This window comes from Methylomagnum ishizawai, assembly GCF_019670005.1.
In the GTDB taxonomy this organism is placed as follows: domain Bacteria; phylum Pseudomonadota; class Gammaproteobacteria; order Methylococcales; family Methylococcaceae; genus Methylomagnum; species Methylomagnum ishizawai.
The window spans coordinates 55,297-71,082 of record NZ_AP019784.1 but is presented as its reverse complement, the minus strand read 5'-3'; the positions used below and the strand labels follow the sequence as shown (position 1 = coordinate 71,082).

The following is a 15,786-nucleotide window of genomic DNA, read 5'->3' as shown; positions in this document are numbered from 1 at the left end:
GGTCGGGTCACACCAGCGCCCGGCCCTGGTGGCCTTGGGCGGCGTAGGCGGTCAGGACCGCGGTTTTCACCTCCTGCCCCAGTCCGGCCCGCGCCAGCGCCACGCAGGCACCGCCGAAACCGGCCCCGGTCAGGCGCGCCCCATAGACCGCCGGATGCCGTTGCAACAGCCCCACCAGCGTATCCAGTTCCGGCACCGAGACCTCGAAATCATCGCGCAGGCTGGCATGCGAGGCGTTCATCAAAGCGCCGAACTCCTCCGCCGAAGCGGTCGCCACCGCCCGCAACACCCGCCGGTTCTCGCCGACCACATGGCGGACCCGGCGGCGCAAAGGTTCGGGCAAAGCCCCGGCCCGGCCCTCGTCCCCGACCTCGCGCAGGGAAGCGACGCCCAGCCGCCGGGAGGCTTCCTCGCATTCCTCGCGGCGGCGGTTGTAGGCGCTCCCGGCCAGGCGGCGCGGCACGCCGCTGTCCAGCACGATCAATTCGCTGCCTTCGGGCAAAGGCAAGAGCCGCCGCTCCAGGCTGCGGGTATCGAGGAATAACATATGCCCGGTGTCGGCCAGGCTCGCCGCCATTTGATCCATGATGCCGCAACGGACCCCGGCATACCGGATTTCGGCCTGCTGGGCCAGTTGGGCGATGGCCACATCGTCCAAGGACAGGCCGAACAGGGCGCGGAGTCCGCGCAACACCGCCACCTCCAAGGCCGCGCTGCTGGACAGGCCGGCGCCTATCGGCACTTCCGAGCGGATCAAAAGATTGACCGGACCCAGCACCGGCCAGTTGTCCCGCAACATTTCCAGGCAACCGGCCACATAGCCCACGTAGCCCGGCGGCACGGCCTCGCCTGCCCGGTAGCTCGCCAGCCCATCGAAATGGACCGAATAGAAGCGGTTCCAGCCGTCCAGGCTACGGCCCAACTGCACCCGCGTGCGCTGGGGGATCGCGGTGGGCAACACGAAGCCATCGTTATAGTCGGTGTGTTCGCCCAACAGGTTGACCCGGCCCGGCGCACTGGCTTCCAAGGCGGGCGGGCCACCGAACAAATCGGCAAATTCCGGCATGGGTGCTTCCTCAAAAAATGGCGTCCACCGCCTGCAATTCCCTGGCCTTGTCTTCCGGCAGGGCGTCGTTGGCGAACATCCCGGCGGCCAATTCGGTCCCGGCCAGGTATTTCAGGCGGTCGGCGCTACGGTAGGGGGGATAGAACTCGGCATGGAGCTGGCAGCCGGGATGGGCCTGGCCGTCCAGCGGGGCTTGGTACCACGCCATCAGATAGGGGAAGGGCCGTTGCCACAGGCCGTCGTACTTGAGCAGGACGGTTTTCAAGGCGCGGGCGAGGTCGGCGCGTTGCGCCCCGTCCAGGGCGGCGAACGCAGCGACCGGGGCGGTCGGGACCACCCAGGCTTCATAGGGGTAACGCGCCCAGGCCGGCACGAAGGCGATGGCTTCCGGTCCCCGGTACAGCACGCGCTGGCCGCTGTCGGCCTCCGCCGCCGCCAAGTCGCACAACAACACCCGGCCCGTCCGCCCGAAATAGTCCGCCTCGTTCGCCAGCGACCGCGCCGGGACGGGCGGCACGAAGGGATAGGCGTAAATCTGGCCATGGGGATGGTGCAGGGTGACGCCCACCTCCGCCCCCCGGTTCTCGAACGCCAGCACATAGCGGATATCGCCCCGCGCCGCCAGCCGTTCGCTGCGCCGCGCCCAGACTTCCAGCAACAGTTCGATATGGTCCAGCGGCAAGCGGCCCAAGGCCCCTTGCGGGTCTTGGCTGAACACCACGACCTCGCATTGCCCCTGGGCGGGCCGGGTTTCGACCCAACAGGCCGGGGGATCGTGGGCCAGGGCGGTCAGGGCCGGGAAACGGTTGTCGAATACGGCGATATCGTAATCGCCGGGCGGCAGTTCGGTCGGATGCCCAGGGTGGTCCGAAGGCGCGAACGGGTTGTATTCCGGCGGTGGATGGAAAGTGCGGGTCTGGCGGTAGGCGGCATAGGCCACCCATTCGCCGCGCAAAGGATGCCAGCGCAAATGCGGATTCACATCCGCCGGGGCTTCCAACAGCGAAGGCCCGATGGTGTCGGCGATGGGCCTGCGGCTGTAAAGGCTCAAATGCCGGCCATCGCGCTTGGCGAATTCACGGATGTACATAGAAATCCCCGTGGACCGCGTGGGCGATTTCGGCCAAGGGCAGCTTCGGCGTGCGGTCGTCGAACAGGAGGCCGTTGGCTTCCTGGAAGGTGTCGGCGAATTGGGTATAGCAAAAGCCGCTGAACATCGCGGTACACCGCGCCGCCTCGATCAGGGCCAGCACCCGCCGCCGGTATTCCTCCGGGTCGTCCACCCGCTGATAACCCCAAGCCCCGCGCCGCTCCCCATCCTCGGGCCGCACATAGGCCACCCCGCCGAATTCCGACAGCAACACCGGCTGGCCCCGGTGCGGATGGCCGTCCAGGGTCAGGATGCGCCCCCCGGCCCAGCGCCGGTCCACCACTTCCTGCACCTGGACCTCGGGACCGTAGCGGGCGCGGATATGGGCGGGATCGCCATCGTAATCATGGATGCCGATGATATCGGTGGCCGAGCTTTCCCAACCGTCGTTGCCGATCACCAAGCGGTATGGGTCCAGGGCGCGGGTGAGGTGGTAGAAGGATTGCACCGCGTCGCGGGCGGCCGGGAGCGTGGACAGGTCGGGCACGCCCCAGGATTCGTTGAACGGCACCCAGATCAGGATGCAGGGATGGCTGATATCCCGCTCGATGACCTCGGTCCATTCCCGCAGCAACCGATTGACCGCCTTGCCGGTGAAGCGGTAGGCGCTGGGCATTTCGCTGAACACCGCCAAACCCAACGTATCAGCCCAGTACAGATAGCGCGGGTCTTCGATCTTCTGATGCTTGCGCACCCCGTTGAAACCCATGGCCTTGGCCAGTTCCACATCGCGCCTGAGGGCGTCGTCGTCGGGGGCGGTCATCAGGGAATCCGGCCAATAGCCCTGGTCCAGCACCAAGCGCAGCCCATAGGGCCGGCCATTCAACAGGATGCGCTCGCGCTGCACCCGGATCGAGCGCAGCGCGGTATAGGAGCGCACCTCGTCCACCACGGTTTGTCCACGGTAGAGCCTGAGTTCGGCGTCGATCAGGGTGGGCCGCTCCGGCGACCACAACAGTTCGTTGCGGTAATCGTCGATGCCGGGATCGGACAGGCCGATATGGTGGTGGACCTCGCCGCCGATGACATGGTAGGTATCGTCGGCCAGCACGCGCCGCCCGCAACGCAACCGTACCCCGACATAGGCATCCTCGACCGGCGGGCCACCGATCTCCAAATCCAAACCGATCTTCCAATGGTCCAGGTCGGGGGACCAGCGCAGGGCGCGGATATGGCTCTCGGCCACGATTTCCAGCCACACGCTCTGCCAGATGCCGGTGGTGCGCGGATACCAGATGCTATGCGGTTCCAGCCGCCAATCCTGTTTGCCGCGGGGTTTTTCCAGGTCGTGGGGGTCGTCCTCGGCCCAGACCGTGAGGGTTTGGCGCTCGCCAACCGCCAGGGCGAAGGTGATATCGGCGCCGAACGGCGTATGTCCGCCCTCATGCTCCGCCACCTTGGCCCCGTTGACCCACACCCGCGCCTGCCAATCCACCGCCCCGCAATGCAGGATCACCCGCGCGCCGGGGGCGCGGTGGGCGGGCAGGTTGAAATCGCGCTGATACCAGCAGGCCCGGTGGAAGCCGGTGTCGCCGATACCGCTGCGGCGGCTTTCCGGGGCGAACGGCACTTCGATGGTCAAGGGCCAATCCGGTACGTCTTCCGGCAGGTGGAACCCGAGTTCGTCGTCGAACCGGAACCGCCAGGGACCGTTCAGCAGCATCCAATCCCCGCGCCGCAACTGGGGCCGGGGATAGCGGGGATCGATCTGTTCCGCCATCGCGCCACCCCTTAGGTTTTGGTGGGCAGTCCGGCGCGGATCGCCACCGGCTCCGCCGCCGCCAGGGCCACGGTACGGACCGGCCCCGCGGCTTTGCCGGGTTGGGCGGCGGCCCGTTCCGTGGCGCGTTGCCGGACGGCCTCGGCGGCGCGTTTCCCGGCCAGGAAGGCGTGGTCCGAGTTGTAATACTCCCATTCGCTATAGCGCCCGGCCAGGAGGATATCCCGCTGTTCCAACCACGCCCGGATCAGCTTCACGTTCTCGGCCCGGCGATGGTCGTAGATCACGTAGGCATGGGGCATATCCACCTGATGCGCGGCCCAGATCGGGTCTTCCGGCCGGAACAGGCCGACCCGGTGGCAATCGCGGAGACATAGCTCGATCAACTCGCGGCCCTCGCAGGGCAAGGGCTTGTCGGGGGAATAGGTGATTTCGCAGATCAGCCCGAAACCGCCGGGTGGATTGCAATGGGGGCTGGCGTTGCCCTGGACGAAGATGCGATGGAACACCGTGTCCTCGGGGTAATAAATCCAGTGCTTCTCGGTCAGGCCGGGCCGGCCGATGCCCAGGTTGACGCAACGCACCGAGACGTGGCGCAGGGCTTGGGCGGCGCGGCGGACGGCGGGCGGGGCTTCCCCGCCCAGGCAACGCACCAACACCGGCAAGGGCATGGTGCTGATGAGCTGGCCGTAGTCCACCGCGCTCCCATCGGCCAATTGCAGGCGATGGCGGCGCGGCGACACCGCCACCACCGGGGCGTTCAGCCGCAGCCGGTCGCGGACATGGGGGATGAAACCGTCCATCAGCGCCTGGAACCCGCCCCGCAAGGGATAACCGAAGCGGGCGTTCGGCCCCATGGGTTTCGGCACCGGCCTCAACGCGCCTTCGATCATCTCTTCCAGGTCGGGCAAGGGCACCCGCCCGCCCAGCCAGGAGGTTTCCATCTCCTTCAGGTCCACCGCCCACAGCTTGCGGTTGTAGGGCAGGGCGAAATGCCGGGCGATCCCCGCGCCCCACACCCGGTGGATGAAATCCTCGAAATGGGCATAGCCCCCCGTACCGTTCCCCCGCGCCGCCGGGATGCCGCCCAGCTTGGCGGTGCTTTCCAGGATGCCGTCGGCGCAGCAATCCTTCACATCGCCGCTCGGGCATCCGGCCCGGACGGCACCCTGTCCCCCCGCGGGTTCGGTCCCGTTGAGCGGCCCGAACCGCGCTTCGATAGCCCCGACCAGGCATTCCTGGATGGTCTCGGGCGGCAAGCCATACAGCCCGCCCTGGAACGGATAGCGGGTATAGACCTGCTTGCTGTAAATCCAAGCCTCGCGGTCCTGCCAATGCAGGTTGTCGCCTAATAATTCGCGGTACAGCGCCTGCACATAATCGTCGTTGGAAAACATGATGTGCCCGGCGTAATCGAAGGTGAAGCCGTTCTCCTCGATGGAGCGGCACCACCCGCCGACGCTGTCCCCGGCCTCCAGCAACAAGGCTTCCGGCAGGTGATAGGCCGCGCTCAGGCCGGTGGGACCGGCCCCGACCACGACGGCGCTGTGATAACCCTCGCGGTCGCGGGAAGCGGAGCGCGGCACCCGGTCGCGCCCATGCAGCACCTTGGCGATTTCGCGGGCCATGGCGCGGGCGGTGGCATCCCAGGAGGTATTCAGCAACACCTTGCGCATGGCCCCGACCCGTCCGGCGGTTTCGGCCTCCGGCGCGGCCAAGGCCCGGTCGCAGGCGGCGACGAAGGCATCGATGCCCTCGCCCAGATGCACGATAGCGCCATAGGGTTCGGCCACATCGGTGATCGGCGTCGAAACGATGGGCTTTTCGGCGGCCATGTATTCCAGGGTCTTGGTGGGGCTGATGTAGCGCGTCGATGCGTTGAGCGCGAACGGCAGCAGGCAGACATCCCAACCCGCCAGGAAGGCAGGCAACTCGGCATAGGGCCGCTGACCGAAATAGTGCAGGTTCGGTGCCTGGGGCAAATCCTCCGGGCTGATCTTGGCGACGGGCCCCACCATCATCAGCTGCCAACCGGGCCGGGCGCGGGCCAGCGCATCCAGCAAAGGGAGGTCCAGCCGCTCGTCGATCACCCCGAAAAACCCCAGCCGGGGCCGGGGCTTGCCGGCCTGCCCGGCATGGTCCAGGCCGGGCTGGCGGGCCTGGCCGAAATGGGCCAGATCGACGCTGCTGGGGAAGCAATGTACATTGGGATGGCGGTCCCGTTTGGCCCGGTGCAGGCTGGGACCGCCGGTGAATACCAGATCGACCGTGCGGTAGGCTTCGGCCTCGCGTTCCAAAAGGCCGGGCGGAGCGCCCTTGAAGGCGGATAATTCGTCCATGACATCGTAGATCAGGCCCAGGGGCTTGAGTCCACGGGCCAGGGGCAGGGCCATCGGGGTATAGAGCCAGACCAGGCGGTTGCCCAGGTTTTCCTGCTCGACCAACCGCGCCAACAAGGGTTCCAGCGCGGCGCATTGGCGGTCGTTGAAGCCGGGCTCGGCGATGGCGGTCACGGGGGTGGCGACCCTGACCCCAGGCTGGGGCCGGGCCAATTCCCAGCGGGGTTCCAAGGCGTCCGGGTCGAATATCGGCTCCTCGACATAAACCACGGGAAAGCTTTTAGACAAACGGGACAATAAGTGTTGCGGGCGTTGCCAAACCCAGTTCCAGCGTAGATGGGAAAATACAATCAGGGCGGGCGTCCTTTTCATCATCGACTCTCCATATCAACATCGGTAAATATCCTTATAAACCCCCGCCGACGGCGGATCCATCCGGTTTTCGCTCCCCAAGTTTCTTGAATCGGTAGACTGGCTCCGTCCGCGATGGTTCCATGCCGGGCCTGGTCCAGACCCAAGCCGATCGGACCGGGTCGGACGGGCCGATGGCTCCGGGAATTCCATATATATCCTGTGGCTTAAAATGGCCATCCCGCGATATTCCAAGCCCGCCGGAGACGCCATCCAGGTTGGAGAGGGGCTGCCGTTCTCGTAGAAAACCCAATATCCATCGGCTATTAAAAAGGGTAATATGGTGCTATTCAAAAGCCAATGGTATACCGGGCGTTCCAAGCCCAAGCCGTCGGTCGTCGCTTGGCGATCCGGGCCGGTCTGCTGAATAGAATCCATGGCGGGATAGCCACGGCGATATCCGGGCCGGTCGCTCGCGGTTAAGGATTTGCCAAGCCCACAGCCCCTATGAATTAATACCTATGTCGAACCACAAGGAAAAGCGGAAAGCGGGTCATGCACGTCCCGCGTCTGATATACACGAAATCGGAAATACACCTTTGTCCAGCCAAGCTTTAAGCCAAGCCCCACCCCTTCCCTATTCCGCCCGGCCCGGCTTCGATTTCCTGGCGGGCGGCGGCGAAACCGGCCGGCTGATCCGCGCCCTGGATTGGTCCCGGACCCCCTTGGGGCCGGTCGAGTCCTGGCCACCAAGCCTGCGCACCTCGGTCAGCACTTGCCTGCATTGCCCGTTCCCCATCCTGATTGGGTGGGGGCCGGAATTGGTGATGTTCTACAACGACGCCTACCGGCCCATCCTCGGTATCCGGCACCCCGGCGCGGTGGGCCAGCCGGGCCGGCAATGGGGGGCCGGAATTTGGGACAGCATCGGGCCGATGTTGGAACAGGCTTTGCTGCGCGGCGAGGCCGGCCCGGCGGACGATTTGTTGCTGCTGGTGGAGCGCGATGGCTATCCAGAAGAGGGGTACTTCAGCTTTTCCTACAGCCCCATCCACGACGAGGGCGGCGAAATCGCCGGGGTGTTCTGCCCGGTGATCGAGACCACCGCCAAGGTGGTCGGCGCGCGCCGTTTGCGGACGCTGCGCGATCTGGGGGCGCTGGGCTGGAGCGGGTCCGGGGCCGACGCCTGCGGGGCCGTGGCCGCCGTACTCGCCGCCAACCCTTACGATTTGCCGTTCGCCCTGTTCTATCTATCCGACCCGGAACACAAGACCTTGCGCTTGGCGGGCAGCGCCGGTATCGCGCCGGGCGGTCCCGCCAGCCCTTGGGAGCTTCCCCTGGACGGCGCGAAGGGCTGGCCCCTGGATGGATGGCTGCCGACCGGGGGGCGGCTGATCGAACCACTGCCGGCCTTGTTCCCCGGACTGCCCACGGGCGCGTGGCAACGCCCGCCGGACCAGGCCCTATGCCTGCCGGTGGTCCCGCCGGGAGCGGCCCGGGCCGGCGCCGTCTTGATCGCGGGACTCAACCCCCACCGGCGTCTGGACCGGGATTACCGCCAGTTCCTCGACCTCGTGGCCCAGCAATTCGCGGCTATCCTGCCCCTGGCCGACCAGCGTGGCGACCCGGCCCGGCAAACCGCCCACCGCCGCCTGCAAGCCCTGATGAAGGCCCTGCCGGTCGGCGTCAGTTTTTCCGACGATCCCTCCTGCCAACACATCACCGGCAATCCGGCGGTGCTGGCGCAATTCGAGGCCGCCGCCACCGACAACCTGTCCGCTTCCGCCCCGGACGCCACGGTGCCGGGCCGCCAAGTCCGCTTCTTCCAGGACGGCAGGCCGGTCCTGCCCACGGAACTGCCCTTGCAGCGGGCGGTGGCGGAAAACCGCGCAATCCCGCCCATGGAATTGGAAGTGTGGCTCCCGAGCGGCAAGCGCTGGTTCGCGCGGGCCTCGGGCGCGCCGTTGCGCGACCCGGCGGGCCGGGTCATCGGCGGCGTGGCCGTGACAGAGGACATCACCGAGCGCAAGCGGGCCGAACGGGCGCTCGCCGCCAGCGAGGAGCGGTTCCGGGCGATCTTCGAATACGCCGCCATCGGTATCGCCATCATCGACGTGGAAGGCCGCTTGATCCGCTGCAATCCCGCCTATTGCGCCCTGCTGGGCCATACCCAGGTCGAACTGGCCCACCGGGTGTTCCTGGAACTGGTGCATCCCGAGGACCGCGCCGACAACCTGCTCGGAATCCAACGCCTCCTGGCCGGGGAACTGCCGCATTTCGAGGTCGAGAACCGCTATCTGCGCCAGGACGGCGAACCGGTCTGGGTACGCAAGTTCGTGTCGCTCCTGCGCGGCCCGGCCCAGGAAGCGCCCCATCTCATGACCCTGGTCACCGATATGACCGAGCGCCGCCGCATGGAGGACGCCCTGCGCGAGGGCGATAGGCGCAAGGACGAATTCCTGGCGATACTGTCCCACGAACTCCGCAACCCCCTGGCCCCGATCCGCAATTCCCTCTACGCGCTGAGCGGGGCCGGCGGCCACGGCCCCACGACCACCAACGCGTTGACGATGATGATCCGGCAGGTCGACCATCTGGTCCGGCTGGTCGACGACCTGATGGAGGCTTCCCGCATCACCCGCGGCAAGGTCGAATTGAAAAGGCAACGCATCGCCCTGGCCGGCGTGATCGAGCAGGCCATCGAGACCAGCCGCCCCTTCATCGAGGCGGGCGGGCACCGGCTCGACGTGGCCTTGCCGCCGGCCCCGCTCCACCTCGACGCCGACCCGGTCCGGCTCATCCAGGTCTTCACCAACCTCTTGAACAACGCGGCGAAATACACCGGACCCCATGGCCGGATCGGCATCGCGGTGGAACGGCAAGGCAACGAGGCCGTGGTCGGCGTCAGCGATACCGGGGTCGGGATACCCGAGGCGATGCTGCCCAGGGTATTCGACCTGTTTTCCCAGGTGGACCACAGCCAGGGCCGCGCCCAGGGCGGGCTTGGCATCGGGCTGGCCCTGGTCCGCCACTTGGTCCAGTTGCACGGCGGGCGGATCGAGGCCCGTAGCGGGGGCGTGGGCCGGGGCAGCGAGTTCGTGGTGCGGATACCGCTGGCCAGGACGTCCCCGGCCGGGCTCCAGGCCAGCGCCGATCCGCCCGCCCCGGAGTTCCCGCGCCGCTTGCTGGTGGTGGACGACAACCGCGACGCCGCCGACAGCCTGGCCTTGTTGCTGGAATTGCTGGGGATCGAGGTGCGGGTGGCCTACGACGGGGCCGCAGCCCTGGCCCTCCTGGCCGGGTCTCCGCCGGACGTGGTCCTGCTCGACCTCGGGATGCCGGGCATGGATGGCTACGAGGTCGCCCGGCGCATCCGGGGCCAGCCCGGTGGCCGGGATATCGCGCTGTTCGCCCTGACCGGCTGGGGACAGGCGGCGGACCGCCACCGCACCCGCCTGGGCGGTTTCGACCAGCATTTGGTGAAGCCGGTCGATTTCGAGGATTTGCGGCGGCTCTTGGCGGAGGTGGGCGCGCGCCGCGGCGGGGCGCGGGCCGCCGGGCCCTAGCCGTCCCGGCGGGCTGGACACCCTCCGTCCGGCGGCGATAAGCTCCGTCCCAATGCCCAGACCCGGCCATCCGCGATGGCTGGCCTCCATCCATGATCATCGGGAATCCTTATGCCACAACTCCAATCCGCCCTGTTGGGCCGTGCCGACGTGCCCACCCGCGCCCAGCTGCAAGAAGCCCTGCGCGAATTCAAATTCAAGCTCGACGTGGACGCGGCCTACGCCCCGTTCCAAAGCGTGGATTACCTGCCCTGCACCCTCAATGGCGAGGACGGCGGCGTGAAGCTGCGGTTCGATGCCGTGGAACCATATTTGGCCCAGTTCCCGGAACTGGACGACCCGCCCGGCCAGCGCGATACCCTCGTCACCCTGCGTTCCGGCGGCGATCCCAGGGAGGATGTTTGCGTGTTGATGTTGGCGGCGGTGCTGGCGGCGAAATTCGGCGCCCTCGTCCACGACCCCAAGAAGAACGCCACGATCCCCGCCGACAAGCTGTTGGGCTTGGCGCGGAGCCGGTTCGCCGAACTGGATTGACCGGACCGCGCCCGCGGCGGGCCGTTTCAGCCCGCCAACAGCAAACCGGCCAGGCGCTGGGCCTGCACCCGCAATTCCGGCACCGCCGTGGTTTCCCACAACATGCCCTTGCTGGGCGGGCCCAGGGTGAACAAGCGGTCGGAAATCACGCCGTGGGCATCGACCAAGCCCCCGTCCATGGCGACCTCGATCCCCAGGGACAGGGGATCGGGCCGGATCAAGCCCTGGCCCAACAGATTGCGGACCAGGGCGCTTTCCAGGCGCCGGTAATTGCTCTCGGAACCGGAGCAATTCACCACGGCCTCGACTTCCAGCGTCTCCGCCCGTTCCACGCCGCGCGGACGGATCGTCACCTCGACCCCCGTTTCCGTTTCCCGGTAGCCCTGTACCCGTCCGGCATGGCGCACGAGCTGGCCGGATTCGGCTATCGCCTCCAACCGCGCCGCCACGCCGGGGGCCAGCCGGTGCCGGTGCAAATCCCAGAAGGGCCGCGCATGGCGCATGAACCGGCGCTTCTCGGCCAGGGGCAGGCTTTGCCACAGGCGTTGGTTGTGGGGGCGCAAGGCGTCGATCACCGCCCGCCAATCGCAGCCGGTCTTGGCGACATAGGCCCGGATTTGGCGCAACCAAGCCCGCACCGAAGGATCGCCCGTTTCCAGGTCGAGGGCGAAACCGACCGGGTCCGCCGCCTGGTGGGCCTTGGGCCAGAAGCCCCGCCGCGAAACCACATGGACCTGGCCGGTATAACCGTATTGCCCGAGGCTCACCGCCCAATCGACCATGGTCAGGCCGCTGCCGACCAACAGGCAGGAGCGCGTCTCCAGGATTTGTTCCAACACCCCCGGCAGCCAGGGATTGCGGTGGTAGCGCGGGCTGCGGTAGAAGTTGGGATCGGGGATGGGCAGGTTCCCCGGCGGGAAATTGCCCAGGGCCAGCACCGCGCGGTCCACCCGGAACACCTGCCCCCCGGCCAGGACCAGCTTGATTTCGCCGTTGGGTTCCGGGGACAGCTTGGCGACCTTCTCGGCCCGGCGGACCAGGGTGACGCCGGGGGCGGCGGCACGTTCGGCCTCGGCCAGCACCCAGGCCAGATAATCGCCATAGGCGCGGCGCGGCAGGAAGCTTTTGGGGCCGATTTCCACGACCCAGGGCGGATTGAGCAACTGGGCCTCGCGCTCTTTGGCCCAGCGCAGGAAATGTCCGGGATCGTCCGGGAAGGCGCTCATATTGCCGGCCGGCACGTTGAGGAGCTGGCAATCCAAGGGCGTGGCATAGGCGATGCCCCGCCCGAACTGTTTGGGGTCGCGGTCGAACAAGCGCACCGTGAGCGGTGCCTTGGATTCCTTCAGCAAATGGGCCGCGACCAGGGTGCCGCTATAGCCGGCACCGATGATGGCGATTTCGGAGGGTTTGCTTGGCATGGGCATGGGGGGTTCCTTCTGGGTTATGCGGTCGGCATCACAAGAAAGCCGACGGCCTCGGGGCGCATCGGCTTCCGGCGGAATGGATCGGGGCGCGGCGCGGGCCGTGGCTGATGACCGGCCTCCGGCGCGTGGCTTCGACAGGGCGTCGATTTCCCCCGTGGATATTGTAGTTTCAATCCGCGCCCGCCGGCGCGATATCCGCGCACCGGGGCAGCCCTGGCCGCCGGACCCGCGGCTTTTCCCCCCGGCGATCCCTCCCGCTCGAAATCACAACCATTTTTCTCCTACCATACTGATCCAGGCCACGCCGAGACCGTGGCTGCTGGCCAAACCAACGGTCCCTCCGTTGGTCCTATCCCTCCTTCCTTTGCCACTGCACAGACGCTCGCTATGAAAACCAAATACATGCAATCCGCCTACGCCCTCGCCTGCGCCGCCTGGTTGGCCGCCATCCACCCGGCGGCGGCCTTGGCCGCCCAGCCCGACCTCGACCAGGCCGTGCCGCAACGCCTGCTCATCGACACTTCCAGTCCCACGGCCCACGCCTCGCTCCGCGCCTCCCTGGAACAACAGGGGATGCAGGTGGTGAGCGACCATCCCGGACTTAATTTCATGGTGGTCCAGACCGCCCAGGCCGGCACCGCGTCGGCCCGGAGCGCCCTGGCGGGCCTACGCGCCGACAGCCGGGTGGCGCGGGTCGCCCACGACCGGGTCAAGCGGCTGATCAATCCGCAAATGCAGCGGGAAATGTTCGGCACGGCCCCGTTCCGCAAAAAACTCGCCGCCCTGGGCGCGGGCCAAGCCGCGGCCCGCGCCGCCGCCGATCCCGCCCTGGGACTCGCGGGGTTGATGTGGAACGCCCAGCGCATCCACGCGCAGCAAGCCTGGAACCAAGCCCTGGGGCTGGGCTATCAATTCATCAAGGTCGGCGTGGCCGACACCGGGCTCGACTACACCCACGCCGAACTGGCCGACAAGGTGGACGGGGTGGTCGATTTCACCGTCAACGAACAGCCCAACCTCTGCGCCTACTACGGCTACCCGACCGACGCCGATCTCGCCAAGACCCTGGGCGCTTCGGCGGATTTGGACTTCCACGGCCATGGCAGCTGGATCGGCGGCAACATCGCCGCCGCGCTGGACGGCAGCGGCATCAACGGCATCGCGCCGGGGGTGCAATTGGTGTCGTTGAAGATCGCCCAGAACTGCGGCTACGCCTACGATTCCGAAATCCTCAACGCCTTCGCCTACGCCGCCGACCATGGCATCGACGTGGTCAGCATCTCCTTCGGCGGCTACCTGGACCGCACCGACCCCGAACAGGACCTGCTCTATAACTTCTACCAGCGGGTGGTGGACTACGCCTGGAGCCGGGGCACCTTGATCGTGGCGGCGGCGGGCAACGAACATGCCCGCATCGGCATGGGCGGACAGGTGTTGAGCCATGGCATCCTCGATGCGCCGCCGGGCGGCACCGACTATTACGGCCTGTGGGAAACACCGGGCGGCATCCCCGGCGTGGTCATGGTGTCCTCCACCGGGAACGTGGTGAACGGGTCCGCGGACACCTGCCCCGCCGATTCCCTGGCCAATGGCAACCACCAATGGTGCAAGCTGAAGACCGACGCCCACCAGCCCAGCGGCGTCGGCAGGAAGAACCAACTGGCCTATTACAGCAACTACGGCCCCCGCATCGATTTCGCCGCCCCCGGCGGGGCCCGCAAGTTCAACCTGCCCGCCATCGACAACGGCGGCACCGAGGGCTGGCCCTGGACCGGCCAGGGTTCGATGGCCGGGGGCAGCTCGGTCGCCGATGGCTACAACGCCTGGGAGGTTTTTTCCATCACCTCCAATTACGCCCAGGATATCCCCTGCTTCACGATCAGCGGCACCGTGTTCCCTGAAAAGCAGTGCTACGGGGTGATCCAGGGCACTTCCATGGCCACGCCGCATGTGTCGGCGGTCGCCGCCCTGGCCTTGAGCACCCATCCCGCGGCCTGGAAAGACCCGGCGGCGGTGGTCTCGCTGCTGCGGGCCGGTGCCGTGCCCATCGCCAACAACCGGACCCGCGCCCTCAGCGCGACCGACACCTCGCCCGGCGACCTGGGCGGAAAGGCTTGCACCTATGGCTATTGCCACCTGGGCAAGCAGGTCATCAGCGACCTCGAAGCCTATGGCGCGGGCTTGATCGACGCCTACGGCAGCGTCGTCCAGCCGCGATAGGTCGGCGGCGGGCGTGGATACCGCGGCGACACACGGCCATGGTGGCGTTGCCGCGGTCCGCGATGGGCGCGGGAATCCAAGGCCGGTCTTCGGGATCGAATACCGGCCTGATTTGGGGCGGACGCAGGCGATATGCATGGATTTTGCAATAAGACGGGGGCCGCGCAGACCGGTTCCGGCCCGGCCCGGCCCGCCACGCGGCGGGTGGCGGACGCCCAAAACCGCGGGGCGCGCGGAAAAATCCAAATCCAATCAATCCTTTAAACCCATCCCCCGTTACAAGGAGCGCATCATGCCCGCATTGATCGAGACCACCGCGCCGATAGAATTGGCCCCCGCCAAGACTTCCGGACTCAACAATCTCGGTGTTCCCATCGACACAAGCACACAGGTGAAGAAGGGAAAGCGACAAGAATTCCTACAAACCCTGGATACCGGCGCGATAGCCCGGCGCTACCAGAACATCCGGGCCATCCTGGTGAAAACCACCGAGACCGACCGGGTGTTCTCCAAGCTGATCGTGCAGTTCGAGGTGTTCGGCGACGATTGGCGCAGCGTCGGCGAGAACGCCGGTGTCGATTTCGCGCTGTGCCAGGGCGACGAGGTCTTGCACACCCTGCCCCAGGGCAAGCTGTTCCTGCCCTATTGCCGGAGCTGGTACGAAAACCAGTTCGAACACACCATCCCGGACGCGGTGTTCGACCTGGCCACCCACCTGGCCTTCATCGCCAAGGCCGATGAGATGCAGCCGGGCTGATCCCCGCCCGCCGGCGGGACCGGCCCGGCTTGGCCGGGCCGGATTCAACGCCCGTCGGCCTTCCTCTCCTCGATAGCCTGGGATAAGCGCCCGGCCGCGGCCACGATGGCGGCGGCGCGGCGGTGCATCAAACCCAGCATCTCGTCCAGCAAGATTGCCGGATCGTCCTCCAGCGTGCCATCGCCCGCCAGCCAGCAGGCCAGCGCGGCCTCGTCGCGGCCCAGGGCGCGGGCGGTGTCGCGCTGCCAATCGGTCCCGAACAGGAACCGCGCCGAGTTGCGGAACAGGTCGCGCTCCGAAAGATCGGCACCGGCTTGGACGGGGGTGGTTGCCGGCGGTTGGGGCGGGTCCGCCGCCGCGGTCGGTTCTTCGTAGGTGGCTTCGGCCAGCCGCGAGATTTCGGGCAGCACCGAGCGGATCAACTCGGCCCCGGCCAGGGGCACATGCCAATGGCGGCGTTCGGGGATCCAGCGCACCTTGGGCACCCAGCGCAGCATCCGGTGCAGGGTGTCGGTATAGCCCGCCTTGATGATGATGCCCTCGTCGGTGACTTGCACCCAGGGGTTGGGCGGGAAGGGATGGGCCGCGAGCGCGGCGCGGATCGAATCTTCTTCGGTCATGGGGTTGCGGTCCTGTGGTTGTGGCCATGGGGATCG

At 67.2% G+C, this 15,786-nt stretch carries 10 protein-coding genes; 4 read left to right on the top strand and 6 right to left on the bottom strand.

Annotated features, from left to right (window positions below; translation table 11 throughout):
- Nucleotides 1–7: 7 nt before the first annotated feature.
- Genes galK through K5658_RS21025 form a run of 4 tightly spaced genes read right to left on the bottom strand, consistent with a single transcriptional unit; the run spans nucleotide 8 to nucleotide 6,572 of the window.
- Nucleotides 8–1,066 carry a galactokinase gene (gene galK, locus K5658_RS21040; RefSeq protein ID WP_221067185.1) on the bottom strand — a complete coding sequence of 353 codons (1,059 nt, stop codon included), beginning with the start codon at nucleotides 1,064–1,066 and terminating at the stop codon, nucleotides 8–10.
- Between the two features lie 10 nt (nucleotides 1,067–1,076).
- Complete coding sequence (galT, locus tag K5658_RS21035) at nucleotides 1,077–2,156, bottom strand: galactose-1-phosphate uridylyltransferase (protein WP_221067184.1); 1,080 nt, start codon at nucleotides 2,154–2,156, stop codon at nucleotides 1,077–1,079.
- A complete protein-coding gene (locus K5658_RS21030) occupies nucleotides 2,143–3,936 on the bottom strand; it encodes a glycoside hydrolase family 2 TIM barrel-domain containing protein (RefSeq protein WP_246628685.1) in 1,794 nt (597 codons plus the stop codon). Before K5658_RS21030 ends, galT begins: the two co-directional genes overlap by 14 nt.
- Before the next feature lie 11 nt (nucleotides 3,937–3,947).
- Complete coding sequence (locus K5658_RS21025) at nucleotides 3,948–6,572, bottom strand: FAD-dependent oxidoreductase (protein WP_343223327.1); 2,625 nt, start codon at nucleotides 6,570–6,572, stop codon at nucleotides 3,948–3,950.
- 653 nt (nucleotides 6,573–7,225) lie between these two features.
- Between K5658_RS21025 and K5658_RS21020 the strand changes: the two genes are divergently transcribed.
- Nucleotides 7,226–10,192, top strand: coding sequence for a hybrid sensor histidine kinase/response regulator (locus tag K5658_RS21020; RefSeq protein WP_221067183.1), 2,967 nt, complete (start codon nucleotides 7,226–7,228; stop codon nucleotides 10,190–10,192).
- 111 nt (nucleotides 10,193–10,303) lie between these two features.
- A complete protein-coding gene (locus tag K5658_RS21015; protein WP_221067182.1) occupies nucleotides 10,304–10,726 on the top strand; it encodes a hypothetical protein in 423 nt (140 codons plus the stop codon).
- 26 nt (nucleotides 10,727–10,752) lie between these two features.
- Here K5658_RS21015 and K5658_RS21010 read toward each other — a convergent pair whose 3' ends face one another.
- Nucleotides 10,753–12,153 carry an FAD/NAD(P)-binding protein gene (locus tag K5658_RS21010; RefSeq protein WP_221067181.1) on the bottom strand — a complete coding sequence of 467 codons (1,401 nt, stop codon included), beginning with the start codon at nucleotides 12,151–12,153 and terminating at the stop codon, nucleotides 10,753–10,755.
- A 387-nt stretch (nucleotides 12,154–12,540) separates the two neighbouring features.
- Here K5658_RS21010 and K5658_RS21005 point away from each other — a divergent pair, with 387 nt between their 5' ends.
- On the top strand, nucleotides 12,541–14,373 hold the full coding sequence (locus K5658_RS21005) for a S8 family serine peptidase (protein WP_221067180.1): 1,833 nt from the start codon (nucleotides 12,541–12,543) through the stop codon (nucleotides 14,371–14,373).
- Between the two features lie 292 nt (nucleotides 14,374–14,665).
- Nucleotides 14,666–15,130, top strand: coding sequence for a hypothetical protein (locus K5658_RS21000; RefSeq protein WP_221067179.1), 465 nt, complete (start codon nucleotides 14,666–14,668; stop codon nucleotides 15,128–15,130).
- 44 nt (nucleotides 15,131–15,174) lie between these two features.
- Here K5658_RS21000 and K5658_RS20995 read toward each other — a convergent pair whose 3' ends face one another.
- Entirely contained in the window at nucleotides 15,175–15,750 is a 576-nt protein-coding gene (locus tag K5658_RS20995; RefSeq protein ID WP_221067178.1) for a hypothetical protein, read from the bottom strand.
- Between the last annotated feature and the right edge of the window lie 36 nt (nucleotides 15,751–15,786).